General features: G+C 44.9%; 22 protein-coding genes. 11 read left to right on the plus strand and 11 right to left on the minus strand.

Annotated elements, in window-relative coordinates; all coding sequences use genetic code 11:
- Positions 1 to 8 precede the first annotated feature (8 nt).
- From ATG66_RS02350 to yccS, 3 genes are all read right to left on the minus strand, one after another.
- Positions 9 to 1,004 carry an ABC transporter substrate-binding protein gene (locus ATG66_RS02350; protein ID WP_098413802.1) on the minus strand — a complete coding sequence of 332 codons (996 nt, stop codon included), beginning with the start codon at positions 1,002 to 1,004 and terminating at the stop codon, positions 9 to 11.
- A 246-nt stretch (positions 1,005 to 1,250) separates the two neighbouring features.
- Positions 1,251 to 1,412, minus strand: a complete 162-nt coding sequence (locus ATG66_RS20780; protein WP_179885571.1) for a hypothetical protein — start codon at positions 1,410 to 1,412, stop codon at positions 1,251 to 1,253.
- Between the two features lie 254 nt (positions 1,413 to 1,666).
- On the minus strand, positions 1,667 to 3,820 hold the full coding sequence (gene yccS, locus ATG66_RS02355; RefSeq protein ID WP_098413803.1) for a YccS family putative transporter: 2,154 nt from the start codon (positions 3,818 to 3,820) through the stop codon (positions 1,667 to 1,669).
- Between the two features lie 313 nt (positions 3,821 to 4,133).
- Between yccS and helD the strand changes: the two genes are divergently transcribed.
- On the plus strand, positions 4,134 to 6,203 hold the full coding sequence (gene helD / locus ATG66_RS02360) for a DNA helicase IV (protein WP_098413804.1): 2,070 nt from the start codon (positions 4,134 to 4,136) through the stop codon (positions 6,201 to 6,203).
- Positions 6,204 to 6,284: 81 nt separating this feature from the next.
- On the opposite strand, the gene ATG66_RS02365 is transcribed toward helD, so the two are convergent.
- Positions 6,285 to 6,740, minus strand: a complete 456-nt coding sequence (locus ATG66_RS02365) for a methylglyoxal synthase (protein ID WP_098413805.1) — start codon at positions 6,738 to 6,740, stop codon at positions 6,285 to 6,287.
- 63 nt (positions 6,741 to 6,803) lie between these two features.
- The gene (gene torT, locus ATG66_RS02370) at positions 6,804 to 7,808 is read right to left on the minus strand and encodes a TMAO reductase system periplasmic protein TorT (RefSeq protein ID WP_098413806.1); all 1,005 of its coding nucleotides are present in this window, start codon (positions 7,806 to 7,808) and stop codon (positions 6,804 to 6,806) included.
- Positions 7,809 to 7,896: 88 nt separating this feature from the next.
- On the opposite strand from torT, the gene torS reads away from it, so the two are divergent.
- A complete protein-coding gene (gene torS / locus ATG66_RS02375) occupies positions 7,897 to 10,866 on the plus strand; it encodes a TMAO reductase system sensor histidine kinase/response regulator TorS (protein ID WP_098413807.1) in 2,970 nt (989 codons plus the stop codon).
- 59 nt (positions 10,867 to 10,925) lie between these two features.
- Here torS and ATG66_RS02380 read toward each other — a convergent pair whose 3' ends face one another.
- Together ATG66_RS02380 and ATG66_RS02385 are read right to left on the minus strand one after the other, a co-directional pair.
- Entirely contained in the window at positions 10,926 to 11,117 is a 192-nt protein-coding gene (locus ATG66_RS02380; protein ID WP_098413808.1) for a hypothetical protein, read from the minus strand.
- A gap of 361 nt (positions 11,118 to 11,478) precedes the next feature.
- Positions 11,479 to 11,796 (minus strand): DUF1840 domain-containing protein, encoded by a 318-nt coding sequence (locus ATG66_RS02385; protein WP_098414499.1) that lies wholly within the window; start codon positions 11,794 to 11,796, stop codon positions 11,479 to 11,481.
- Positions 11,797 to 12,328: 532 nt separating this feature from the next.
- Here ATG66_RS02385 and betI point away from each other — a divergent pair.
- The 6 genes from betI (at position 12,329) to choV (ending at position 19,383) form a co-directional block, all read left to right on the plus strand.
- A complete protein-coding gene (gene betI, locus ATG66_RS02390; RefSeq protein ID WP_098413809.1) occupies positions 12,329 to 12,928 on the plus strand; it encodes a transcriptional regulator BetI in 600 nt (199 codons plus the stop codon).
- An 18-nt stretch (positions 12,929 to 12,946) separates the two neighbouring features.
- Positions 12,947 to 14,407, plus strand: a complete 1,461-nt coding sequence (gene betB / locus ATG66_RS02395) for a betaine-aldehyde dehydrogenase (RefSeq protein ID WP_098413810.1) — start codon at positions 12,947 to 12,949, stop codon at positions 14,405 to 14,407.
- 181 nt (positions 14,408 to 14,588) lie between these two features.
- Positions 14,589 to 16,304, plus strand: coding sequence for a choline dehydrogenase (gene betA, locus ATG66_RS02400; RefSeq protein ID WP_098413811.1), 1,716 nt, complete (start codon positions 14,589 to 14,591; stop codon positions 16,302 to 16,304).
- Positions 16,305 to 16,342: 38 nt separating this feature from the next.
- Positions 16,343 to 17,281: a choline ABC transporter substrate-binding protein gene (locus ATG66_RS02405; protein WP_098413812.1), complete on the plus strand. Its 939-nt coding sequence runs from the start codon at positions 16,343 to 16,345 to the stop codon at positions 17,279 to 17,281.
- 81 nt (positions 17,282 to 17,362) lie between these two features.
- Entirely contained in the window at positions 17,363 to 18,205 is an 843-nt protein-coding gene (gene choW, locus ATG66_RS02410) for a choline ABC transporter permease subunit (protein WP_098413813.1), read from the plus strand.
- A gap of 2 nt (positions 18,206 to 18,207) precedes the next feature.
- Positions 18,208 to 19,383, plus strand: coding sequence for a choline ABC transporter ATP-binding protein (gene choV / locus ATG66_RS02415; protein WP_098413814.1), 1,176 nt, complete (start codon positions 18,208 to 18,210; stop codon positions 19,381 to 19,383).
- Positions 19,384 to 19,583: 200 nt separating this feature from the next.
- Here choV and ATG66_RS02420 read toward each other — a convergent pair whose 3' ends face one another.
- Positions 19,584 to 20,390 (minus strand): slipin family protein, encoded by an 807-nt coding sequence (locus ATG66_RS02420; protein ID WP_098413815.1) that lies wholly within the window; start codon positions 20,388 to 20,390, stop codon positions 19,584 to 19,586.
- A gap of 9 nt (positions 20,391 to 20,399) precedes the next feature.
- A complete protein-coding gene (locus ATG66_RS02425) occupies positions 20,400 to 21,776 on the minus strand; it encodes an NfeD family protein (RefSeq protein WP_098413816.1) in 1,377 nt (458 codons plus the stop codon).
- 261 nt (positions 21,777 to 22,037) lie between these two features.
- Here ATG66_RS02425 and ATG66_RS20975 point away from each other — a divergent pair, with 261 nt between their 5' ends.
- From ATG66_RS20975 to ATG66_RS02435, 3 genes are all read left to right on the plus strand, one after another.
- The gene (locus tag ATG66_RS20975) at positions 22,038 to 22,160 is read left to right on the plus strand and encodes a hypothetical protein (protein WP_257145702.1); all 123 of its coding nucleotides are present in this window, start codon (positions 22,038 to 22,040) and stop codon (positions 22,158 to 22,160) included.
- Between the two features lie 327 nt (positions 22,161 to 22,487).
- Positions 22,488 to 23,498 carry a DUF2804 domain-containing protein gene (locus ATG66_RS02430; RefSeq protein WP_098413817.1) on the plus strand — a complete coding sequence of 337 codons (1,011 nt, stop codon included), beginning with the start codon at positions 22,488 to 22,490 and terminating at the stop codon, positions 23,496 to 23,498.
- Positions 23,499 to 23,505: 7 nt separating this feature from the next.
- Complete coding sequence (locus ATG66_RS02435) at positions 23,506 to 24,363, plus strand: sterol desaturase family protein (RefSeq protein ID WP_179885572.1); 858 nt, start codon at positions 23,506 to 23,508, stop codon at positions 24,361 to 24,363.
- A gap of 34 nt (positions 24,364 to 24,397) precedes the next feature.
- Here ATG66_RS02435 and ATG66_RS02440 read toward each other — a convergent pair whose 3' ends face one another.
- Together ATG66_RS02440 and ATG66_RS02445 are read right to left on the minus strand one after the other, a co-directional pair.
- Positions 24,398 to 25,183: an ABC transporter ATP-binding protein gene (locus tag ATG66_RS02440; protein WP_098413819.1), complete on the minus strand. Its 786-nt coding sequence runs from the start codon at positions 25,181 to 25,183 to the stop codon at positions 24,398 to 24,400.
- Between the two features lie 74 nt (positions 25,184 to 25,257).
- Complete coding sequence (locus tag ATG66_RS02445; protein ID WP_098413820.1) at positions 25,258 to 26,016, minus strand: siderophore ferric iron reductase; 759 nt, start codon at positions 26,014 to 26,016, stop codon at positions 25,258 to 25,260.
- Position 26,017 lies beyond the last annotated feature (1 nt).

Genomic DNA, 26,017 nt, shown 5'->3' on the forward strand with positions numbered 1-26,017 from the left:
TGCGATCGTTACAGTGCTTTTTCGATCTTCATTGCGACGTTTTTCGATACCCATGTTTTCCATAAATCAGGATAGGTATCAAAGAAGTAGAACATCGCCTCTTCACCGTCAGCGTAGTTATCTTCCATCCACGCGAGCAGTTCACTCATCTGCTGGTTAGTAAAGCCCCGCTTTTGTAAATAAGCGAACGCTGCGGACTCTCTATTCGCAAACGCTTCTGTTGTCACCGTACGAACGGGCGAGGGCGGGTACATCGTCACTTTTGGTGATACACAATCTGGCTGAGTTGTGCAATTACGATACTCGTCCAAATCGGTCCCGCTGCCAAAGTCCACTTTGACCATCTCATATTTACCCAATACTGGCGTTGGTGACCAATAGTAACCAAACCAAGGCTGCTTGCGATCATAAGCCTTGGCAATGGTGCCGGCTAAGGCGGCGCCGGAGCCAGGGTCGACCATCTCAAATCCATGTTTATCCAGCCCTAACGCGTTAAATAGGTGACCAGACGTAATTTGGCATGTCCAGCCCGCAGGACAACTATAGAAAGCGAACTTCTCTTCATATTCCGGGTGTTCAAACAACGCCGCATGCTTAATAACGCCTTCGATGGTTGCCAGTTCTGGATATTGCTTGACTAAATAAGCAGGGACCCAAAAACCTTCCTCACCCCCATTTACCAGCGACTCGCCGGCAATACGTAAGCGTTTATCGGCAATACCTTTATCGAGTGCTTCTTTAATGCCATTTGTCCACAACTCAGGTGCAACATCGGGCTCGCCTTTTTCAATCATTGACGTGCCCGTTGGAACGCTATCACCAGGGATTAATTCCGCATCACAGTGGTAGCCTTCATTAAGAATAAATTGGTCGATGTGCGCCATTAAACTGGCCGAATTCCAGTTCATATCTGCGATAGTAATTTTGCCGCATTCGCTGGCGTTTGTATGAGTTGAAAGTGCAGATAGCAGCAGAACGGAGAGTATTGAAGGTGTCGTTTTCATGTGACTGAATTCCCTTATCGTTATCCTTTACTTCATTATATACATAGACTTATGAAGGTTCAGAAAACAAGGTTTTTTCAGTGACGTTGAGCAGAAAAATAATGTTTGACGTCAAGCTTAGGGTAGGAGCCTTATGCGGTCGTTGCGCATGGACGGCCTATACGAAGGAGTAAGGCCGAACGTTTCGATAAGCCGTTATTCTAAATAAAAAAACGGTCACGAAGTTATCGAATATACACGGTTTGATTACACAAATAGTTTGGATAACATATCTCTTTCTTCAACAGACAGTAGCGGATTTTGCTTGTTATTTAACTTAATGCTGATTTCACCTTGCAGTGATTTCAACTGACTGGCAGTCAGGTTACTCAGCTTTTGCTTGAGCTCATTAAATTGTTGGGCCGTCATCTCAATTTCCTCGTTGTATTTAGGCTTATCCTTCGTTAGCCGTATTTCGTCGTCCTTGATAGGGACACAACATACTTATTCAATATAAGTAGATTATGATTTGATCGATTACCTTTTGTCCGAATATTGTCAAGCTGTGTTAAGTGATACGTCAGATTTTTCTATGTTAGGTTTTTCCACCTATTTAAGAGGGAGATCACAAGGGAAGCCAAGTGGGCTTCCCTTTGTTTATAGTCTGTTATTGATACATGAAGCTAGTTAACTCTCACCGCAAACTTACTCGCCAATGAATGTAGCTCTGGGAGCATGCGATAGATAAGGTAAAGCTGCTGCAACACCATCCGGGCGGAGCTGTCATCTTCGTCCCGCCATTCATTTAAACGTTGCTCAAGGCCGGCATCGTCGATGCCAGAAAGATCACACGTTTCACAATGTTGGTGGAGCTGTTGATGGAGTACATCCAAATGCTGATGAATGCAGCGGTGAGCATCTAAAACCAGCTTGTGAATAGATTCATCTTCGATACGCGTTCGGTGTGCGCCGAGCGCCGAAATATAGTTTAACATTGCATGATTAAGGGTTAAGAAGCGAAAGCTTTCATCAAGGGCGGCGCGATATTTACCCGGTTCAGCAAGCATCGTACTAATGGCAGAAGAGAGTGTTGCATCATTATTGTGTGCTTGGCGGCGGGCAATGCGGTAATTCAAACTGTCTTTTTTTCCTATCCGATACTGACCGATGATCTGATCGAGGTACTGCTTATTTGCGTCTATCGCATCCGACATTACCTTGTGCAGTCTTCTCGATTGCCAGTCAGGCAAGATAACCAAGACGGCCACAACTGCGAGTGCACAGCCTATAAGCGTATCCGCTAAACGAGGCAACACGACGGCGTAACCTTCTCCTAATTGATTAAACAAAAAGAGTACCAATAGCGTGATGAAGCCGGTCGCGTACCCATAATTGTTCATCCTGAATGCGAAAAACATGACGCCAGAGATAACAATAAACACCAACTGACTCTCTTGCGACGGGAAGAAGGTAAGCAGTGGAACACCAATTAATAACCCTGCCAGCGTACCAATCACTCGCGCTGTGAGTTTTTGACGTGTCGCGCTGTAGTTTGGCTGGCAAACAAACAGTGTCGTTAGCAGTATCCAATAGCCTCGATCGATGCTGAACACTTGGATGATCCCGTATCCGACGGTTAATGCAATCGACATACGCAATGCATGACGAAACAACATCGAATCTTTGTGTAGGTTGGCTGAAATACGTTGCCACATCGCTTTTAATGTATGCGGGTTGGTATCTGCCAACGTTTCTTCTTCTAAGCCTTCAACATCGGGGTTATTAATGTTGTTGAGCTGTTTTTCAACGGTCGCTAAGTTATTGAATAAATATGTTAACTGCATCAGCAAGCGCTTCCAGTGGCCTTGCTTTTGTTCTTCTAAATAAGCGAGAGAGTTTTGCAGCTCAGCTAAAGCCAAAATGGATTGATCGGTATGAGTGTATTCATTGCCAAGCTGGATGGCTTGAGCAATATCGCGGCAGGCTTGAGCTTGAGACTCTAGGAGATACTTAAAGCGGAATAATACATCGGAACGTTCAAACTCGGTTGCTAAATCTTGGTAACGATAATGGCTTGAGCTAACGCGTTCGTGAATGTCTTGTGCGATAAAGTAAATATTTAAAAATCGGTCGCTTGGCCCATCAATATGACCTCGTTTGGAGCGGTTTAGCAATGTCGCTTTACAAGCGTTTAATGCCATGACTGTCGCGGCATTAAGTTTAGCCGCTTCAATTCGCATTGGCTGAGGGGCAAGGTTGGTGACCGGATGAAACAGCTTTGCTTTTGCATCAAGGTAGTTCGCCAGTTGAACGAACACATTGGCCAAGCTTTGTTGCACGGGTTGAAGTGGCCAAAACATCTGCCAAATCATTGACATAAAGTAATACCACGCCGCCCCTGTTAGTAACAATAGTGGTTGAAACCAAATGTTGGTGCTCTCATGGGCGCCGAGCATGGTATAAATAGCGATCAGCAAAGAGCCAAATGCAATGCTGGCATACTTGGGGCCAATCGCACCAAGAATGATGAAGCAAAAGGTGGAAATAAATAACCCTGCCGCAAAGGCCCAAGGCGTATCAAATAAAATCTCTATCGAGAAAGCCGCTACAGCAAAACAGAGGAAGGTAAGGAGTAACGCCTTAATTCGCCCAGTGAAACTGTCATCCGTTTCAGCCAATGCAGCGGCGATAACACCTAGAGTAAGCGGCGTTATTAGCGTATTTTGTTCAAAGAGCCAAGTCGGGATCACGACCCCTAGCAAGGTGATTAAGATAAGAACGCTATAATTTATGGTTTTATTGGCCCAATAGAGTCGAAATTTAGAAGTTGCTTGCACAATGCGCCTTACGTTACCGATGAGATATGGGGGAAATATTAGCAACGCCACTATAACGTGTTTATGATTTACTTTAAAAAAATATCGTTGTTGTTTATGAAATCAACAGTGATGTCATTGACTTAAACTTGATTTCGTTCTCAATGACAATGAAATTTTACATGCTTATGATTATTCGCTCATTAAACCGACAGTAATGTGAATTTTATTAAAGAATAAAAAAAGATGCTTACTTAGAGGCTCGCCATTACTACAATTCGGTGCCTTAAAATGATATAAACCGACAACTTCTAACTTAAAAGGCGCACGTTTCATGCAGCTCACTGCCACTAGCAAAGCACAGTTTTTTATTCAAAATGAGTACCATCACGTCGAAATAAAAGAGAACAGTGTTTTATTAAGCTCAATAGGTAGTGAAGAGCATATCCCTTTTACGGTTTGGAATGGCAAAGTCAGGGTAAAGCGAGGTTTATTCTGGAGTTCTCTTCAATTTTTTGCCCATGAACAAGGCGATAAACAACAAAGCTGGCTTGTTCAGGGGTTACCTTGGCCCCAATGCCGAAAGTTCGCCCTAGAGTCGGTGCGTCAATATCAAGAGTGGCACAACGACCAGTGTCGAAAATTAGCGGAATACTTGCCTAAATGGGAAGAAGAGCTAGACAAGCTCAAGCATCTTCCTGCGTACTTATCGCATTCTCAAGTTCTGGGCTGGGTTGAGAATCTTAATCAAGAGTTGATTGAGATAAAAACCACTTTAGAAGAAGCCAAAATGCGGATGCCGAACCGGATGTCAGAAATTGAGCCTTGGCTTGTTGATACGTCGACTACGCTGGGTGAACGAAACCGAGACTGGCTTGAAAAAGAGCGCCCTAATTGGGAAGTGCTATTCAATCGTATTGAATCTTCGCCCCTGAACTTATCTCAGCAATATGCGGTGTTGCTTAATGATGATCACAACTTAGTCCTCGCCGGTGCTGGTTCAGGAAAAACCAGTGTTTTGACGGCGCGAGTCGCTTATTTACTGCAAAGTCATCAAGCGCAAGCGGAAGAATTGCTCATGTTGGCGTTTGGCCGGGATGCGGCGACAGAGATGAAAGAGCGACTCGTGGATAAAGTCGGTATGGCGGCAGAAGGCGTGCGTGTAAATACTTTTCATCAACTGGGTTTATACATTTTAAACCAAGTGGAGCAACAGCCTGTCGAAATTAGCTGCTTAGCGTTGGATGATAACCAGCGTACTGCTTGGTGTGTGGACTGGCTGAAAAAGCACTGGATGACGCCGACCAATTTTAAACGCTGGCAAAAGCACTTAGATAAATGGCCGATCGCTTACTTAAAAGGGGATGATGAGCTAGGCAGCCATTCAGAAAACCCGAAGCTGATCGCTTGGCTAGACGCACAACTGTCCCACTTAGCGGCCATCGGCCTGAGTAAAAAGCAAGTGCAAGAAAAGTTGGTGAATCATCAAGATTACACTCGATTAAACAGCGAACTGGCTTTGTGTTGGCCATGTTTTACTGCTTGGCAAAAAATGCTCAAAGAGAGTAACCAAGTGGATTTCCCAACCATGATCAGTCGAGCGACGGATTATGTACAGAAAGGAAAATTTGTTTCACCTTGGCGTTTTGTCATGGTTGACGAGTACCAAGATATCTCTCCAGACCGATTGGCACTGATAGAAGCGCTGTGCGAGTCAACACAGAAACAAGCGGGCGCTACTTTATTTACAGTGGGTGATGACTGGCAAGCTATTTATCAATTTGCAGGGGCTGATGTAAATCTCATTACTGGTTTTAAAGAGCGATTTGTGCATTCTACCGTTCATCACCTTAATACCACTTACCGTTTTAACAATCAGATTGGTGATGTTGCCAATACCTTTGTTCAACAAAATCCATCTCAGTTACCTAAGGCGCTAAACAGTCACAAACAACGTAAGCAAAAGAGCGTGCATACCGTGCCAAGTAACCAAGTTGAAAAGATCCTTGATCAATTAAATCAACAAGCAAAGCAAACCAAGTCAGTTTTGTTGCTCGGGCGTAATCATTATCATAAGCCAGATTTGTATGATGATTGGTTAAGGCGTTTCCCAAATCTCGATATTCGCTTTATGACTTGTCACGCGAGTAAGGGAAGGGAAGCAGATTTTGTCATCATTCTTTCTGTTGATGAGGGACAATTTCCGGCGAAGAAAAAGCAAATTCACATTGATGGTGCACTGACAGAGTCCAAAGACAAATTCCCTTATGCTGAAGAACGCAGATTGTTTTATGTCGCAATGACTAGAGCAAAAGAAAAAGTTTGGATTACCCATACAGGTGCTGGGTCAGCATTTGTTCAGGAGTTAGTGACGGGTGACTACCCCATTAAGTCCCCACGCTAAAATGTAGAGAGAGTAACCTCCAAAAACCACAAAGGCGATACTGAGTATCGCCTTTGTGTTATCGAGGAATATCAATGGCGTTTAGGTGCGCCCGGCGATGTAGGCATCGTAGTCAGGCACTTCAATATCCACTTCTTGCTCTAAGAGCGGTGAATCGAATAGGAACTTCGCCGTGGCACGGTTGGCCGCAACAGGGATATTCCAAACACTGGCGATACGAAGAAGCGCTTTTACATCTGGGTCGTGTGGTACTGCGTTCAGAGGGTCCCAGAAAAAGATTAATACATCGATCTTGCCTTCAGAAATAAGAGCGCCAAGTTGCTGGTCACCGCCCATTGGGCCACTGATCATGCTTTTAATCGCAAGGCCCGTTTCTTTGCTCAACATGTGGCCGGTGGTGCCCGTTGCGTATAGGAAGTGGCGCTGCAATTTTTCTTTATTTTCTGTTACCCAGCGAAGCAACTCAGGCTTGCAGTGATCGTGAGCAACCAACGCGACGTTTTTGTGTGCTGGCATGGTACGAATGGTTTTTTGCATCAAGTTATTACCGAATTTATGATTATTAATTGGACTCTTTCAATAGAACACTTTTTTAGTTGATCAATCAACAGGCTTTACGTGGAATGTTGGCCTATATTCTGACGGAGATAACGATTCTTCGATCGTATCGTCATGAAGTGTTTTTGGTGTCAGTGGTTCGATGACAGGTGACGCATGTCTTTCATACGCTTCACCTCTCAAATAGTGGGCGGCTTGTAAGATCGAAAGCCGACCTTGTTGCACCATTTTATCAGTAGGAGCGAATAGGACTTTATTGCGCAGCAAACCACGGTACACACCATGACTTAGATACACTGAGACCAAACCGATGTCTTCTGTTTTTCCTGCACTGCGCAGCTCACTGATCGCAACTTCAATCGCCACGGCGCTGCCTACGATGTAATCGATATTGCCCATGTCGATCACGCGTTGAGCTAGGTTGCGCTGCAATTCTTTATCGTTGTCTGCCCAGAAAGACTCAACGATATTAATGTCGCTACCTTGGATTGCTTCATAAAAGCCAGCCGTGACGGGTTTCGTCCCCCCGCTAGTACGAGGGCCCAATAGCAAGGCGATGTTGGTTTTTCCTGAGCCCTTGGGATGGTGTGTCGCGAGGTACTTACCCGCTTCGTAACCCATCCAATGCCAGTCAACCCCAACCGTCCCTTTCAGGAGTTTACTTTGCTCTGTATCCAGATCCAGTTGATTGACAGTCGCAAAGACAGGGATATTGCCGACCCAGCTTTTAAGGGAGTGCTTATAAGCATGAGGGGCCACCGTACCAAGGACAATCGCATCTGCCCCCCATTGACTACACAGAGTAAGCTGTTGTTCTTGACGGGTTTGGTTTGGATAGCCGCCGGCCTCCAGAACTCGTAACTCCACCCCTTGCTTTTTCGCTTCGGACACCATTCCATAGTTGACTGACAACCAGTAAGAATCTTTTAAGTGGGGGTAAATGGCACATATTTTCTCTGCCGCTGCCGTAGGCAAAGAAACGAAGAGTGATAACGCCAGTGTAAAATATCTGGGAGCTGTGCGAAATGCGAGTTGATTTTTGACCATGAAATGAAGTTCGTTGGCATAGATTAAGTAAACACTGCAAAATATACCGTAATATGTCGCTGAACACGAACATTAAGGTCATGAAAATATGTTGCTAGCAACCGCAAGCATCGGTCGTAAACTCTTGTTGTCTTTTATTGCGATGGCAATGCTAGTCATTTTGTCAGCGCTTATCGGCGTGTCAGGGTTTTCTTTGGTCGCCAAGACGGAAAGAAACGTGGTTGATTCTGCGATCCCGGCCATGATTGAAGCCAGACAAGTGTCAGAATTGAGCACTCGAATTATTTCATCGGTGCAAATGCTTTCAAATGCACGAAATGAGCAAGAGAGAAAAGAGTCGGGACGAGTGTTATTCGAACAGCTCGAATCGTTGCTTAAGCACATTAAAGAGTTGGGCGGTGAATCGTTTGACTCCAAGTTGCTAGAGACTTTGGAAAGCGATGTCCAGAGCGTGATTAATAACCTGGCTGACTTAGGTGTTTCGGTAGAGAGAAAGCTCTGGTTAGCAAAAGAGATCGACGCTCGCGTCGAAGAGATGCGTTTGCTCAGTGAAGAGCTCGAGCAGCTGACTCGGACACAAGTTCAAAACACCAGTACCATTGCGGTAGCGAACGTCACGCATATTTATGATCTATTAGAATCGAACAAAAAAGAGCAAGTATATCAGGCGTTAGATGCGCTAGTGGAAGTCGATTTAGACTTGGCTGAACGTCTGCATGAGTTGCACCTTCTCGCCTTTAAAATGCTTAACCAAATTGAAGAAGCTCGCACTTTAACCAATATTGAGCGAATTCAGCAGGTGCAAACGGATTTCGAAAGCAATCTTAAAATAATGAAGCGCCGCGTGCTTGCCGTAGAAGACCCAACACGCTCAAAGCAAATGAGTCAGTTACTTACAGAACTTGGCAAGCGGCAAGTCGTATTCACCATTTTGATGCAGCAGTATGAGAACAACGAGCAATCTCAACTACTGATGCAAAAAACATTAGAGCTGTTCTCGGGGCTCAATGGCACGGTCAACAAGTTGGTTGATAATTCAAATAAAACCACCACTTTCGCGGTTGATCAATTGACCAGTACGTTGAAGTTTGCACAGTGGTCTCTCACCGTCATTTCTATTGTGGGCTTGATTGTGGTTGTGTTGATTCTTTGGCGGGTCGTGTATGTTTCCGTGGTTAAAAGACTGGCTGAATATTCTGCTGCCTTATTGTCTGTAGCGCAGGGCAACTTGGCAGTCGAGTTGGAAGTAAAGGGGAAAGATGAACTTGCACATATGGGACAGGCCATCATTACCGCTCGTAATACCGCGCAGGCGTTAAAAGTGGTCGCAGAAGGGGAAGCTCAAGCTAAACGCGAATTAGAAAACCACAAAGAACACCTAGAAGAGTTGGTTGAGCAGCGAACCTCTCAGTTAAAACAAGCTAACCGCCGCTTGAATGAAGAAGTGCTTAACCATGCCAAAGCACGAAAACAAGCAGAGCAGGCCAGCCGCGCTAAATCCGCGTTTCTAGCGACGATGAGTCATGAGATAAGAACACCGATGAATGGTGTACTGGGTACAGCCCGTTTATTGATTGACTCTGGGCTGAATCCTATTCAAAAGCGATATGCAGAGATCATTAACCGCAGTGGTAAAACGCTACTCGCGATTCTAAATGATGTATTGGATTACTCTAAAATCGAAGCCGGACATTTGGATATTCGCAAGTTAGGCTTCGACGTGCATCAAATGGTTGAAGACACATTTCAATTGATGAATGGCCGCGCACAAGAGAAAAAGTTGCTTTTCTCTTATCATATAGAAAGTGATGTGAGCCGTTACTGGAAAGGCGATGTTACACGTATTGGCCAAGTGTTGAACAACCTCGTTGGCAACGCAATCAAATTTACCGATGAAGGCGAGATTGATATTTACGTGAGCCTGAATCCAGAAGATGAGTCGCAAGTGCTTTTCGAAGTGTCTGATACCGGAATAGGCATTGCAGAGAAAGAGCAGCGCACGTTGTTTGATGTCTTTACACAAGCGGAAGGTGGTATGAACCAAACGGGTGGGACCGGTCTTGGCTTGGCGATCAGTAAGCGCATTATAGAAGCCATGGGTGGTTGTTTAAATGTGGACTCGGAAGCGGGACATGGCAGTCGTTTCTGGTTCTCTATTCCACTAGAAGAGAGCGAACCTGTTGAAACTGGTGTGGTTGCGAGTGCGCGCTGTAAAGTGAAAGCAAAAGTCCTTTTAGTGGAAGACAACGAAGTAAACCGGGTTGTTGCTGAAGGCTTTTTAGAAAACATGGGTCACCAAGTGGTGATGGCAGAAGATGGTTCTCAAGCAGAATCGATTCTCGCGCAACAAGATTTTGATATTGCCTTGGTGGATATTAATCTCCCTGATTGCGATGGCACAGAGCTGATTCAACGTCTAAAACAAATTGAAGCCAATAAGCCTGCGGATAAAGCGCTGACACCGACCCCAATGATTGCCGTCTCTGCTCATGTGTTTGCCGAAGAGATTGAACGCTATTTGGCTGCAGGATTTGATGGCTATTTACCTAAGCCGATTGCTAAAGAAGCGTTGGCTGCATTGATTCAGGATATGTTGGATGGTAAGCAACTGCTGTTGCCCCAAACTGTCGAGGGCACGCCGTTTGGCGAGACATTATCAGAAGGGACAACGGAAAAAAATAAGCTCAGCGAAGACCAACAAATAGAGGAGCCAGAGGTGGCCATCATTAATTCCAGTGTGATTGAATCTGACATAAAAATCTTAGGCAGAGAAAAGATGCTGCATATTATCGACTTATTCAGAAACACCAGTGCAGACATTCTTAAACAGTTACAAGACTCAGCGGATAAAAGCGACAGCCAAGGTGTCAAAGATCTTGCTCACAAGTTAAAAGGCAGTGCGGGAAGCTTAGGCCTTACCGCATTGATGAACACTTGTCAGGGCATCGAGATAGCGGTGGAACCTTTGGATGCCTACATAGTTCACAAAAGTGCACTGGTTGATCAAGTCTCGTCATCAATTAAAGCGCTGGAAGAGTTGATGACCAAATCGAGCTGACTATTACCCCAAATACCCAAAAACAAAAACCTCCGGCGCTCGCTCACCGGAGGTTTTTTCTATTCGATCTTGTCATCTTCCCACTCGAGCCGCGTGTCTAGGGCATAAGGATCATCATCGAGCGGATGCTCCACTTTGCCACGCAAATATTCGAGTTGATGCTCAAGCATATTGACGGTGTCGTAGTCTCCCTCAGAACAAGCAACGTAGATTTGTTGTTCAAGAGCGGCAATGTTATCTCGGATACCCATGAGACCCCTCCTTAAATCTTCATCGATTCTCAACAGGATTATAGTCAAGTAATCGAAATTAGATCGCTTGTTTTGTAAGATATCAATAATGCCGACGATCACGAAAGGGCCAAAATGTTTCTGACCCTTGACGAATCACAAAAGTATCCAATGACTTAACCAAATCGCTGCGTTTTGAATAGCGCCAAACTGACCGATAAATTTTTTACTTGGTTTTATTCCATCGAGAAAAGCGACGAGACAACATCCACCCACGCCATAATGTTCACGGTATCTCTGCTAGAGGTGGCGGGTGTATGGACATTCTACAATGAGCTTTAAGGTATTGAAGCGTTAGCCTCAATCTCGCTTGAACCGAGCGTTATCCTTTATCCCACGAGACATCGCACTCGTCTTCAATTGCAGATTTAAGAAGTGCAATCAGAGGGAAAGCTCTACGATCAAAACTGACTGTTTGTTCCTCTTGCTCATCCTCCTCGTTGTCGGCGTCTTGTGCGTCTTGCAACAATTTCTTTGAGGCAATAGCCGCGGTTAATTTTGAGAGTGCTTCAGGGACCTCTTGAGCAGAAAGTGAACTTGGGACGGTACCGCGATGACCCATCATTTTGATCATCTCTAAGCCAATATCCCCAAACATAGTGACATTTGAATAGCTCCGACAACGAAAGGTAATAAGCATATAAATAACTCCTGTTTTCATGTGCTCATTTAAGTATAAAGCGAATATTTTTGAACGTAACCATGAAACTAAAATCGATGGTTTATTCACGATCTTGATTTTCATTACATCATTTAAGCTCAGGTGAATTGTTTGTAGATACCACCTCCTTCTTTGCACTTATCGATGTTATGCAACGGTAACAACTTTGTGTGATTAATTCTTGCGCACCTAAGTCTATGCGGGTTAAATGATTAGTGCACGATGTATTTTTTTTGAAGGAAAAATTCCGATTTGAAAAATTGCCCATGTTAGTAGTAAGGGTTTTAAGGTTTTGTTGTTTATAAATTCCTGATTAAATAGGGTATTTATAATCCTAGAGCAGAAGGGGCGATCTCTTCCTTTTCATTCCTAGCACGTGTTTTTTGCCCGCGCCCTCAACATTTTCATGCTTGTTAATGATGTTTTTCTATAAAAATAATTTGAGTTCGAACTAATTTTCAGGCATTTTATATTTAACTAACCGTTCAATTAAAAACAACAAGGATGCAAAATGCCGAAGGTGGGGATGCCTGAAATAAGGAAACCACAGCTGGTGAAAGCGACAATGTCAGTGATTGATAGGGTCGGTTTACATGCCGCGAGTATTTCGTTGATCAGCAAAGAAGCTGGAGTATCAACCGGGATCATTAATCACTATTTTGGTGGTAAGCACGGGCTGCTGGAAGAAACAATGCGTGAGATCTTGCGTCAGCTGTCATCCACGATCACGCAGAAACTGCGTGAGCTACCAAGCGATGCGCATCAACAAAGAATCAATGCCATTATCGACGGTAACTTTGTCGGTTATCAGGCAGAAAACCAAGTCGCTAAAACATGGCTGGCGTTTTGGTCGTACTCGATGCATGACGAACAGCTCAAGCGTCTACAACGTGTTAATGAACGACGTCTTTTGTCTCATTTAAGAAAAGAGCTCAAAGCATTATTAAATACAGAGCAAGCAGAACTGGTTGCTAATGGGATTGCGTCACTCATTGACGGTATTTGGCTACGCGGAACGCTCAACCCGCAAGGCATTGATGCAGGTAAAGCGAGAATCATCATCAACGATTATCTCGAAAAACAACTCACGTATTACTCACAAAAAAATTAAAAGTCACAGGTCTTCACAATGGAAATGAAAGCACACTATATCAATGGTGCGATGTATAACGGGTGTTCACAAGAACACTTCACCACTTACAATCCGGCGAATGCTGAACCACTGGCCAATGTTAAACAAGCTGATCAACGCGATCTTGAAGCAGCGATTGAATCAGCAAAGAAAGGCTTTGCTGCGTGGTCTGCAATGACGGCGCTAGAGCGTAGTCGTATCTTGCACAAAGCGGTTGCTATTTTGCGCGAGCGCAATGATGAGCTTGCTGCATTAGAAGTTGCAGATACGGGGAAACCGATTCAAGAAGCGGTGGCTGTTGATGTAATAACGGGTACAGATGTACTTGAGTACTACGCGAATCTTGCGCCAAGCCTCCAAGGTGAGCAGCAACCACTTAACCAAGACCAATTTTTCTACACACGTCGCGAACCACTAGGCATTTGTGCAGGGATTGGCGCGTGGAACTATCCAATTCAGATTGCAATGTGGAAATCGGCACCTGCATTGGCTGCGGGCAACGCGATGATCTTCAAACCATCGGAAGAAACACCATTAACCGCGCTGAAGCTAGCAGAAATTTATTCAGAAGCTGGCATGCCAGATGGCGTATTTAATGTCGTGCAAGGGGATTACCGCGTAGGGCAAATGCTGACAGCACATCCTGATATTGCGAAAGTGTCATTCACAGGCGAGTCTGGCACAGGCAAAGTGGTCATGGGTGATAGCGCTAAAACACTGAAACAAGTGACCATGGAGCTAGGCGGTAAATCACCCCTGATTATTTTTGATGACGCAAAGCTAAACGATGCGGTGTCTGCCGCCATGGTGGCGAACTTTTACACGCAAGGTGAAGTTTGTACTCATGGTACACGCGTGTTTGTGCATGAAGGTATTTACGATGACTTTATTGCGCAGCTTAAATCTCGTACTGAACTGTTGGTTGTGGGCGACCCGCTTGATGAGAACACGCAAATTGGCGCTCTGATCTCTAAAGATCATGAGGCTAAAGTGTTGGGAGCGATTGAAGCGGCAAAAGTGAGCGGCGCGACCTTACTTACTGGCGGTTACAAAGTAACAGAGAATGGTCTCGCAAGGGGTAACTTTGTTGCACCAACGGTATTTATCGACTGTGATGACAACATGAGCCATGTGCAGCAAGAAATCTTTGGCCCAGTAATGTCAGTGCTGAAATTCCGTGATGAGTCGGAAGTGATTGCGCGTGCAAATAACACAGATTACGGCTTAGCCGCGGGTGTCTTTACCCAAAACCTATCTCGCGCTCACCGCGTGATCCACCAAATTCAAGCGGGTATTTGTTGGGTGAACACCTGGGGTGACTCTCCAGCAGAAATGCCAGTTGGTGGATACAAACAATCTGGTGTTGGCCGCGAAAACGGCGTCGAAACACTGAAGCATTACACGCAAACTAAAAGCGTGCTGGTTCAGCTAAGCGACTTCGAAAGCCCTTACAAATGATACCCATCGTAGTAGATAACTGACCACTTTAGCTTGTTAAAATGCTCGATAACTGCGTTGTCAATTTTGATTGTAGGCTGACTACTTATCGAAAATTTCCGCCTTGTTCTCAAGCATTTTTCCTACGCTAATTTCGTTCACTTATCTACTGTGATTGGTATTAACTCCTAGGAGAATCAAAATGCAACAACACTACGATTACATCATCGTCGGTGCGGGTTCGGCCGGCTGTGTGTTAGCGGATCGCTTGAGTGAGAGTGGTCACCATTCGGTATTATTGCTTGAAGCGGGTGGGTCGGATAAAAGTATTTTTATCCAGATGCCGACGGCGCTTTCTTACCCGATGAACACCGAAAAATACGCGTGGCAATTCGAAACGGTAGAAGAACAAGGTTTAGATGGACGCCAACTGCATTGCCCTCGCGGCAAAGTCTTGGGGGGGAGTTCGTCAATTAACGGCATGGTTTACGTTCGTGGCCACGCTTGTGACTTCGACCAGTGGGAAGAAGAGGGCGCGAAAGGTTGGAACTATCAAGCGTGTTTACCTTACTTCCGCAAAGCGGAATCTTGGGTTGGCGGTGCAGATGAATACCGAGGCGATAATGGTCCAGTCGGCACATGTAACGGCAACGACATGCAGCGCAACCCACTGTATCAAGCTTTTATTGAGGCCGGTAAAGAAGCGGGTTATCCAGAAACAAAAGATTACAACGGTTATCAGCAAGAGGGCTTTGGCCCAATGCACATGACGGTTGATAAAGGCGTGCGCGCTTCAACCTCTAACGCATACTTAAGCCGTGCTAAAAAACGCAAAAATTTCACCCTAATGAAGCGAGTCACGGTTCATCGCGTTTTACTCGAAGAAACCGGCTCTGAAGGTAAGAAAGCAGTTGGCGTTGAATTTGAAAAGTCAGGTTCCATTCAACAATGTTTTGCAAATCGTGAAGTCATTTCGAGCGCGGGCTCGATTGGCTCTGTACAGCTATTGCAGCTTTCAGGCATTGGTCCTAAAGCGGTATTGGAAAAAGCGGGCATTGAGGTAAAACATCCGTTGGAAGGGGTAGGTAAAAACCTGCAAGATCACTTAGAAGTGTACTTCCAATATCACTGTAAACAACCTATCACGCTCAACAGCAAATTAGGTTTGGTGAGCAAGGGCTTGATTGGCACTGAGTGGATATTAACTCGCAAAGGTCTTGGGGCAACCAACCACTTTGAGTCGTGTGCATTCATCCGTTCTCGTGAAGGATTAAAATGGCCAAATCTTCAATACCATTTCTTGCCTGCCGCCATGCGTTATGACGGGCAAGCCGCCTTTGATGGGCATGGTTTTCAAGTTCATGTTGGCCCAAACAAGCCCGAGAGCCGTGGGACGGTAGCGGTAACGTCTGCGAACCCTAACGATAAGCCGAAGATTGAGTTTAACTACATCTCAACCGAGCAAGATAAGCAGGATTGGCGTGACTGTATTCGTCTAACCCGCGAAATTTTAAACCAACCAGTGATGGACGAGTTTCGAGGTGATGAGATCCAACCAAGTTTGAGCGTTACTACCGACGATCAAATTGATCAATGGGTAAAGCAGAATGTCGAGAGTGCTTACCATCCATCTTGTACCTGCAAAATGGGCGCGGATAACGACCCATTAGCGGTTTTGAATGAGCGATGCCAAGTACGCGGCATTCAAGGCTTGCGTGTGGTGGACTCTTCTATTTTCCCAACCATTCCGAACGGGAACTTAAACGCGCCAACCATCATGGTGGCTGAGCGTGCCGCAGATATGATTTTGGGCAACGCTTTAGAAACCTCTAACAACACACCAGTTTGGATTGCTCCGGACTGGCAAGAGATGCAACGAATGCATCCACCGAAAAGAGATCTTGATTCGATCTCATAACAATGAAAAAAGTCAGTAATCATTACAAGGAATTCAATATGTCTAAGACGACAAAAATCTTCTCAACCATCGCACTAAGTACGTTAGCAACAGGCGCTTATGCCAACCAATGTGAAACGGTACGATTCGCCGATGTAGGGTGGACCGACATTACCGCGACAACAGCAGTGACATCAGAGTTACTAAAAGGACTGGGTTACAAAACCAAGACTGATCTGCTGTCTGTGCCAGTGACTTACTCTTCAATGGCGAACGGCGATATCGATATTTTTCTCGGTAACTGGATGCCAACGATGGAAGGTGATATCGCGAAATACCGTGATGCAGGCACAGTAGAAACCGTCAGAGCGAACTTAGTCGGTGCAAAATACACACTCGCAGTACCGAAATACGTTTATGACGCAGGCGTGACGAACTTTGCTGACCTAATAAAACATGCCGACAAATTTAAAGACCGCATTTACGGCATTGAACCAGGTAACGATGGTAACCGCTTAATCCAATCAATGATTGATACTAACGCGTTTGGCTTGCAAGACTTCAACCTCGTTGAATCGAGCGAAGCTGGCATGGTGTCGCAAGTTTCACGTGCTGCACGTCGCAATCAGTGGATTGTTTACTTAGGTTGGGCACCACACCCAATGAACAGCAACGTTGAAATGGAGTACCTAGCGGGTGGTGACGACTTCTTTGGCCCAAATTACGGCGGCGCGAACGTCTACACAAACGTACGTAAAAACTACCTTTCTGAGTGTCCAAACGTAGGCCAACTGGTGAAAAACTTAGAGTTCAGCCTAGAAATGGAAAACGAACTGATGGAAGCGATTCTTAACCAGAAGCAAAAGCCAGCGAAAGCGGCCCAAGCGTGGTTAAACGCGAACCAAGACCAAATTGAAACGTGGTTAAAGGGCGTGAAGGCGGCAGATGGTCAAGATGCAACGACAGCTATTACAAGCTATTTAAAAACCAACGCTTAAGTATCTGTTCTGCTTTTTTAGAAAGTTTTTTGAGAAAAAGGTGGGCAGCCATGCCCGCCTCATTAACACAAAGGTTTTATTTTGAATTTTATTACGGACAACAAACTACCGTTGGGCCAATGGATGGAAACTGGCGTCGATTGGTTAACCATCAACGCATCGGGTTTCTTTGATGCTATCTCTATTACACTAGAAACGGTCATTCTTTTCGTGGTGGACATTTTTAAATGGATGCCACCTGCGGCGCCAATCATTATGACCGCGGCAATTGCGTGGTTCTTACATCGCAGTGTTCCGCTTGTGGTATTCATTGTGTTGGCCTTGCTTGCAATTCTCAACCTTGGTTACTGGCAAGAAATGCTGGAAACCTTTGTCCTTGTATTTGCAGCGACAACGATTTCCGTATTAATTGGCGTGCCGCTGGGCATCATGGCGGCACACCGTCCTTGGTTATACACGTTATTACGGCCGATTCTCGACTTGATGCAGACCGTGCCGACATTCGTTTACCTGATCCCAACTTTGGTTCTGTTTGGTCTCGGGATTGTACCTGGACTCATCTCGACCATCATTTTCGCTATCGCTGCGCCAATTCGTTTGACGTACCTCGGCATTATTAAAGTGCCAGAGGAACTACTTGAAGCAGGAAAAGCATTTGGTGCCAGCCGTATGAAGTTACTGTTTAAGGTGGAGTTACCTGCGGCGCTTCCGAGCATTATGGCTGGTGTCACACAGTGCATTATGTTGTCTCTTTCAATGGTGGTGATTGCTGCTTTGGTGGGGGCCGATGGACTCGGTAAGCCAGTCGTACGTGCCCTTAATACGGTAAATATCTCACAAGGTTTTGAGGCGGGCTTAGCCATTGTGCTTGTTGCCATCATCCTTGACCGCCTATGTAAAGCACCCAATCAGAAGGAGGCGTAATCATGGACGCAATTACTATTCAAAACCTTGATGTTGTCTTTGGTCAGCAACCGAAACAAGCGTTAGCACATTTGGATCAAGGTAAGTCGAGACAAGAAATCATCGACAAAACGGGTCAGGTTGTTGGCGTCGATAATGTTTCGCTGAATGTGAAGCAAGGTGAGATTTGTGTCCTGATGGGATTATCTGGTTCGGGAAAATCAAGCTTATTGCGCACGGTAAATGGATTGAATGAGATATCTCGTGGCTCTTTGAAAGTCAAAGATAGTGACGATATGGTTGAACTGTCAAACTGTGATGAACAGACGCTGCGTCACCTGCGTACTCATCGTGTATCGATGGTGTTTCAGAAGTTTGCATTGATGCCTTGGTTAACCGTATTGGACAACGTTGCGTTTGGTCTGGAAATGCAAGATATTGCGAAAGCGGAACGCCGTAAAAAGGCGCGAGAACAACTGGAAATGGTTGGTTTATCTGAGTGGGAAACCAAGTTTCCTCATGAACTTTCTGGTGGTATGCAGCAGCGTGTTGGCCTAGCTCGTGCCTTTGCCATGGATACCGATATCTTATTAATGGATGAGCCATTTTCAGCGCTTGATCCACTGATTCGAGCGCAGCTTCAAGATGAGCTAATGTTACTGCAAAAGAAACTGAACAAGACCATTTTGTTTGTCAGCCATGATTTGGATGAAGCGCTTAAAATTGGTAACAATATAGCCATTATGGAGTCGGGTAAGTTGATCCAGCATGGTAAACCAGAACAGATCATTCTCGCGCCAGAAAACGATTATGTGGCTGACTTTGTGGCTCATACTAATCCGCTGAATGTTTTAAAAGGCCGTTCGTTAATGCAGCCGAGTGACACTCTTCCGCGTGAAGAGCGACGTGTTCTAGTCTGTCCAGAGCAAAATATTTGGGTAACCCAAGAGTCTCAGGGGCTCACGTTGGCAAACTCAGATAAGTCATTGTTTAATTGGGTAAGCGATTCTTCTAATTTTGATGATGTGAATGAAAGTACGCTCGTACAAGCAAATCCAGATATTAGTATGCGTGAAGCGATAGAGCTTAAACAGCGCAGTAATCACCCCCTGTTGATGGTGGAGGATAATAAACTGGTGGGCGTATTAGGTAACAATGAACTTTATGATGCCTTACTGGGGAATTTCAAAGCCTACTGATTAATGATGCATTAAATCTAGAGGCTGGCGTCCATGTTACATTTTCTGTGAACCGAAATGACGCTGAATAGGTCGTCTTAGGGGGCACCCCAGATGATGTAGTGAGGGGGGGGGGCTGATAGTATGGCATCACAATGGTAGCCGCGCCTCGCCGATAGAGTCATAGGAAGCAACAATATATGTTGTTGCTTCCTTCTTATTTATCGTTCTTTATCTTTATCTTTATCTTGAGTTTGTGTCGCTTTGTTTTGTTTAACGGCATCGGCAATGTCGCTTACCGCTTCAACCAGGTTAATTGGCATAGGGAAAATGATCGTGGACGTTTTATCTGTGGTGATTTCTGTTAGCGTTTGCATATAGCGTAATTGCAGCGCGTTGGGTGCTTCGTTCAGCATTTGTGCTGCTTCTTTCAATTTATTCGATGCTTCTAGTTCACCCATCGCGTGGATGATTTTTGCTCGGCGATTACGTTCTGCTTCGGCTTGACGGGCAAGTGCACGAACCATGCTTTCGTTCAAATCGACGTGCTTAACTTCAACGGTTGCTATTTTAATCCCCCAATCGTCGGTTTGTTGATCGAGGATCGTTTGCAAGTCTTTATTCAAGCGATCTCGCTCAGATAACAATTCATCAAGTTCATGCTGACCTAATACCGAGCGTAACGTTGTTTGTGAAAGTTGACTGGTTGCATCGCTGTAGCTTTCAATATTGTTAATCGCCATTTGTGGGTCAACGACACGAAAGTACACTACGGCATTGACACGAACAGATACGTTGTCTTTGGTAATGAGATCTTGTGTTGGGACATCCAAAACGATGGTACGCAAATCCACACGAACCATTTGTTGGATAAAAGGGATCAGGATGATTAAGCCGGGACCTTTGACTTCTTGGAATCGACCCAAGAAGAATACAACGCCTCGCTCGTACTCTCTCAAAACCTTAAACACTTGTGTCGCAAGTGCAAACAGCAGCACCACGATCACCGAAACAGTATAAAGCATCATAAATGCCTCCTATTTTTTAGGGTGGTCTTTAGGCATCACGGATAAGGTCAGCCCTTTAACATTGACAATGGTGACTTGATCACCTTGTTTGAGTTCTTGATGGTCTTTGGTGGTTGCTTGCCAAAGTGCCCCGTCCATACGAACGCGTCCTTCACCGTCCACAAAATCATCGCTGACAACGGCAAGTTTACCGGGATAAGTTTCTAAACCTGTGGTTACACGCCGACGGCGTATGTTGAGTAACAGTCCGACGGTCAGCACAATCAATGCCACTGAGAATATAGAGATGCCAAAAATTAAAGGGAGAGCGATTTGAAACCCCGGTAAATCACTGTCCATAAGGAATATGGACCCTAAGACAAAGGCCACTACGCCACCAAGACCTAAAATGCCGAAACTTGGGCTAAAGGCTTCGGCGATCATTAATGCGATTCCTAGCAGCAACAGACCGAGCCCTGCGTAATTAACTGGCATCATCTGCAATGCGTACATCGCCAGCAATAAGCAAATCCCACCCAAGACACCGGGTAAACCAATGCCGGGGTTATAAAATTCAAGTAACAAACCATAAATACCAATGAGCATTAAAATATAGGCGACATTAGGGTTTGTGATAACGGCCAACATTTCTGCTCGCCAGTCAGGGGTTCTCTCAATCCAAACTGGGCTTTCTAGTGACAATGTCACTTCTTGGTTGTTGATTTTGACCGTTTTCCCATTAATGGCGGTCACTAAGTCTTCTGGCGAGTTTGCGATATAGTCAATAACGTTGAGCTCCAGCGCTTCGGTCGCATCTAAGCTGGCGGCTTCGCTCACTGCTTTTTCTGCCCATTCTGCGTTTCGACCATGAAGTTTTGCTAGCCCTTTAATGTAGGCTTTTGCATCGTTAATGACTTTTTTTTCCATCGCTGTTTTAGCTGGGACTTTTTCTGAACTGTCACTGGCGTCTTGTGGTTTCTCTTCTGCCTCTTGGTTTTGTCCATCGTCAGAAGAGGGGGCTTGTGGCGCCCCACCTAAAGCGACAGGAGTCGCTGCCCCGAGATTGGTGGCCTCGGCCATTGCGGCTATATGACTGGCAAGTAAGATATATGTGCCTGCGCTGGCGGCCCTAGAACCTGAAGGACCAACCCAAGTTGCGACGGGAGTTGTGGAAGTGGTGATAGCATGAATGATATCTCTCATTGCGCTGTCTAAGCCTCCTGGTGTGTCCATTTCCAAGATAACTAAACTAACGCCATTGAGCTGCGCTTGCTCTATTTCACGAGACAAGTAGTCACTGGTGGCGGGCCCAATGGCGCCTTTGACGGGGACAATCCAAACCGTATTTGCGAGTGCTTGGCTGGCAAGCATGAGTAGTGGTAAGGCCCATATCCATATTCGTTTCATCCAGTCCTCCTTGTGTGGTCACAGGGACTTATTAAAATCTATTTCAAGTATATACGCAGTAATACTAGCTCAAGTAAGTAATTGATCATTCTCGTTGGCTAAATTGTTAGCGTTATAGGTGATAGTGATGGAGAAAGGCATCCCAAGCTTCTCCAGTGACTTTTTCATTTAAGTAGAGTTATGGACGTATTTTGAAGGTTCAATCGATATCTAAATCTCGTTTGAAGTAGTAAACTGCGCAAAAAACTGTAGGTAATCGTGATGTTTATTGTTCAACGCTTGGTCAAGTTGGCCATTATCTGTTTGATTTTCTTCACTATCTTTGATCTTATCTCTTACGGTGAGATAACATGGGTTCAGCGGCTACTGGCGGCGATAAGTTAAATCAAACTGACTCTTTATTGTCAGTAGACCGATGAAGCGAGCAAAATATATTTCTGCTCGTTTTTTGCTTCCTCCCACCTTGAACGTTACAGCAAAGCGGCGTTGCTCTTACTTGCATCACTGCGCTCTCAAAATGGGAAAAAACCACAAGCGCGAAAGTACTCGAGGCAATCCTTTATACAAGGATTGATAGACTGATGCTTGAGTAAGCAGTTTCACGGTAAGAGAATGACGCCTGTCTAAGCTGGCATTGTTGTGCGGTCACTCAAATCTTTGTTGTTAATGAAGTGTTAATCTTGAAGGGTGTGAACTCGAAAAGATAAAAGCATGGACGTTCTTAACCCTCTAAACTCTTTTATTCGGCAGGATGGCATACCAACTTTTGGTCATCTTGATGGGATCCCCCAATCGTTGCAGCTTGAGAAGTTTACGTATTTCAATGAAATGGATAAACCAGCATCGAAGTGGAGGCACTACTTCGACTTCAAGCAGTTTCAGTTCGTTAATTTAGTGACACCCGACTACGTTATTGGGGTTGCGATTGCAGATATCCGTTATTTGGCGTCTGGCTTTTGTTATCTATTTGATATAAAGAATAACGAGTTGATTGAGCAACAATGGCTGCAACCTTTTAACATTGGCTATGAGACTCAACCTTCTAGTTGGTCAAGCAACGCTCATTTTGCTAGCAAGAGTATTCAATTTTCTATCCGGGAAGGGCGTTGGCATATCCATGTTGTGAGCAAGTCTGTCAATGCGGATCTTCACTTATGTCCATTACATGAGAGTGTGCCGTTGATGTTGTGCACCCCAACGGGTTATGCAGGCTGGACATATACGCAAAAACACAATGCATTAACCGTACACGGCAACCTGTATATTTTTGGGAAGGAGCAAGAGCTTTCCTCTGTCTCTGCGGGTTACGACTTCTCCGCGGGTTATATGAGAAGAGAAACCAGTTGGCGCTGGGCAAGTATTAATTGTCTGGATAGCTGCAAACGCTTTGGTTTGAACCTTGCTTCAGGTGTTAATGAAACGGGGTATTGCGAAAATGTGGTTTGGGTTAATGGTGAGCGTCATCTATTACCACCTGTGCAGTTTCACTTTTCTAGAACGAATGAGAGCGACGCGTGGCGTATTACCTCACAAGATCTTCGGGTTGATTTAACGTTCTTGCCTTTAAATCGACGCAGTGAAAAGAAAAACTTTTGGTTTTTGAAAAGTAATTTTCGTCAGTATATCGGTTATTTTTCTGGTCATGTAATGGATGACCATGGCATTAAGCACAAGCTAGATGGTGTCATTGGGCTTACTGAAGACCACTATGCTAAATGGTAGAAACACAATGGATTGGACGCAATTAATGGAACGCCCAGAATTACTCCTCATGATTTTGGCCCCCATTTTCATGCTGTGTATGGCCGCAGAATATTGGTTTGGACAGCGAAAAGGACGTTTACCGGAAAGCGCAAGGTATTCTATCCCGGAAGTTACCTGTAACTTTGTGTTAGCCGGTTTACATCAAGTGACCGATATTTTGGCAGGTTTACTGATCGCCCAGCTGTATTTGTGGTGGTTTGATTGGCGACTGTTTGATATCGAAATGGAGACTTCCGCTTTGGTATTGCTCGTTGTTCTTCAAGACTTTTTTTATTACTGGTTTCATCGCGCTAGTCACCGAATTCGTTGGATGTGGGCCGCACATGTGGTTCACCATAGCTCTGAAAGAATGAACTTCAGTACGGCATTTCGTCAAAGCCTGATGTATCCGTTAGCGGGAATGTGGTTATTCTGGTTGCCGCTGGTGATTATCGGTTTTGATCCCAAGTGGGTAGTTTTCGTTGTGCTGTTTAATCTCGGGTTACAGTTTTTTGTGCACACCCAATCTATTCGTTCACTGGGTCCTTTAGAATGGGTATTTAATACTCCTTCGCATCATCGCGTTCATCATGGTGTCAACCGTCAGTACATTGATAAAAACTATGCAGGCGTGTTGATTATCTGGGATCGGATTTTTGGGACATTTGAACCAGAGGTTGAAGCGGTTCGCTATGGTATCTCTAAGCCTGTAAATAGCTTTAATCCGATTAAGGTCACGTTTGCAGAATGGAAAGACATGTTTCATGAAGTCAGTCGACCAAACTTGACGTGGCAACAACGTTGGCGCTGCTTGTTTTCTCCGCCATCGGATCTTGTTGAGTAGTGACCGAGTGTCGAACTTGCTTGGATGGTTTGAATCATTCACAGACGACCGCAATTTTCTTACTAGCTGCGGTATTGGCTGGAACGGGATGATCGATCAGTCGGATAGGGGACTCATACAAAGTTGATAATGCTTGTTCATCAAGTAACTTGTCAGCATTACCTTCAAACGCGATTCGGCCTTTTTTCAGTGCGATAATTTGTGTGGCATAACGTAGTGCAAGGTTTAAGTCATGTAAAATGACGATCACCCCAATGTTTTCGTTTTTATTTAGCTCAGACAAGAGTCTCATTAGCTGGAATTGGTGATGAACATCCAGTGCAGAGGTGGGCTCATCAAGGATCAGCACTGGAGATTGTTGGGCGAGTAACATAGATACCCACGCTCGTTGACGTTCTCCACCGGATAAGTCATCAGCCAATGCATGTGAAAACTCAGCGACGCCGGTTCTTTTCATCGCTTGTTGAATTATCTCTTTATCTTGAACATTCCAGCGACCTAACGCGCCTCTCCAAGGAAAACGCCCTAGACGAACTAGTTCTTCCACCGTTAAACCTGCCGAAGCAGGAAGCTTTTGCGGTAAATAGGCAATCCTTTTCGCTAAGTCCTTACTTTTAAATGTAGAAAGGGGGGTTCCATCTAATTCAACGTTGCCGTGATCTGGTGACATTTGTCCCGACAGCAAGTTAACTAATGTGGACTTTCCAGAACCATTATGACCAAGCACGACCGTCAGCTCATCGGTCGGAATAGTAAGCTCTTCAATAGAGAGGATTGTACGATTATCTCGAACGATTTTTATGTTTGAAAGTTGAAACATGTCAGTCCTATACCTAGCTCCATAATGATGCTCAATGAAACAAATTTGTCGTATTGAGCTTTAAAAATATAGCGTTATGAAAGTTTTTTGTTGTTGGGATGCCTTGGGCAATCGTCGCAATACACCCTAGAGTCGCATTTATAGACTAAGCAACAGCTGACTCTAACGAGTTTAAGCATTCCTGAATGGCTATCGATTTTAAGACTCTCTAAATGACTATTTGAAAGTTGGCACGCGTCTAACCAAAGCTGTGCTTGTGCAGTGATATAGTCGTTGGTTAGGCTAGGCTCGTGCTGCTGTAGTTTTATCAAGCTGCTTAACAACAGATCAGCAAGTAAATGATTGGTAAACCCTGGGCGAATACGCGTCCATTGACTTATCTGACTGCGGTAAAATTCGGCCAATGCAACAATGGCTTCACCGGCGAGTGGAATCAGCTCCTCTGGTGAACCGTACTGATGATCAGCATTGAAGAAGCGGTATCCAGTGACAAACTCTTTGTCTCTAAACTGACCGATGTTTTTGATATCAGGCAGTGAGTGAAGACCATAGATAGAAATGAAGGTCACATAGATTGGTTGCCAACACACCAGATCCCACGTTCGGGTTAACCAATATGCTTTGCCTGCTTCAGGGTGATTCTGCGCAAGGCCATCGTAAACGCGCTTGATTTCTTTATGGCTATTATCATTCGTTACAGCAATGACCTTATTATGCAGTACGCCAAAGCTTCCGCTTAAATAAGGAGTCATTTGTTTTGAGTACGCGAAGATTTTTTGATGTAGAGACGGCGCTCTTCTACGAGTGATAATACGGTGCAATTGGGAAAGCATT

Source organism: Vibrio sp. ES.051 (genome assembly GCF_002563795.1).
GTDB lineage: Bacteria > Pseudomonadota > Gammaproteobacteria > Enterobacterales > Vibrionaceae > Vibrio.

Coding starts and splice junctions, on each gene's coding strand:
- ATG66_RS02350 (WP_098413802.1), bottom strand. CDS start 1,004: ATGAAAACGACACCTTCAATACTCTCCGTTCTGCTGCTATCTGCACTT.
- ATG66_RS20780 (WP_179885571.1), bottom strand. CDS start 1,412: ATGACGGCCCAACAATTTAATGAGCTCAAGCAAAAGCTGAGTAACCTG.
- helD (WP_098413804.1), top strand. CDS start 4,134: ATGCAGCTCACTGCCACTAGCAAAGCACAGTTTTTTATTCAAAATGAG.
- ATG66_RS02365 (WP_098413805.1), bottom strand. CDS start 6,740: ATGCAAAAAACCATTCGTACCATGCCAGCACACAAAAACGTCGCGTTG.
- torT (WP_098413806.1), bottom strand. CDS start 7,808: ATGGTCAAAAATCAACTCGCATTTCGCACAGCTCCCAGATATTTTACA.
- torS (WP_098413807.1), top strand. CDS start 7,897: ATGTTGCTAGCAACCGCAAGCATCGGTCGTAAACTCTTGTTGTCTTTT.
- ATG66_RS02380 (WP_098413808.1), bottom strand. CDS start 11,117: ATGGGTATCCGAGATAACATTGCCGCTCTTGAACAACAAATCTACGTT.
- ATG66_RS02385 (WP_098414499.1), bottom strand. CDS start 11,796: ATGCTTATTACCTTTCGTTGTCGGAGCTATTCAAATGTCACTATGTTT.
- betI (WP_098413809.1), top strand. CDS start 12,329: ATGCCGAAGGTGGGGATGCCTGAAATAAGGAAACCACAGCTGGTGAAA.
- betB (WP_098413810.1), top strand. CDS start 12,947: ATGGAAATGAAAGCACACTATATCAATGGTGCGATGTATAACGGGTGT.
- betA (WP_098413811.1), top strand. CDS start 14,589: ATGCAACAACACTACGATTACATCATCGTCGGTGCGGGTTCGGCCGGC.
- ATG66_RS02405 (WP_098413812.1), top strand. CDS start 16,343: ATGTCTAAGACGACAAAAATCTTCTCAACCATCGCACTAAGTACGTTA.
- choV (WP_098413814.1), top strand. CDS start 18,208: ATGGACGCAATTACTATTCAAAACCTTGATGTTGTCTTTGGTCAGCAA.
- ATG66_RS02420 (WP_098413815.1), bottom strand. CDS start 20,390: ATGATGCTTTATACTGTTTCGGTGATCGTGGTGCTGCTGTTTGCACTT.
- ATG66_RS02425 (WP_098413816.1), bottom strand. CDS start 21,776: ATGAAACGAATATGGATATGGGCCTTACCACTACTCATGCTTGCCAGC.
- ATG66_RS20975 (WP_257145702.1), top strand. CDS start 22,038: ATGTTTATTGTTCAACGCTTGGTCAAGTTGGCCATTATCTGTTTGATT.
- ATG66_RS02430 (WP_098413817.1), top strand. CDS start 22,488: ATGGACGTTCTTAACCCTCTAAACTCTTTTATTCGGCAGGATGGCATA.
- ATG66_RS02435 (WP_179885572.1), top strand. CDS start 23,506: ATGGATTGGACGCAATTAATGGAACGCCCAGAATTACTCCTCATGATT.
- ATG66_RS02440 (WP_098413819.1), bottom strand. CDS start 25,183: ATGTTTCAACTTTCAAACATAAAAATCGTTCGAGATAATCGTACAATC.
- ATG66_RS02445 (WP_098413820.1), bottom strand. CDS start 26,016: ATGCTTTCCCAATTGCACCGTATTATCACTCGTAGAAGAGCGCCGTCT.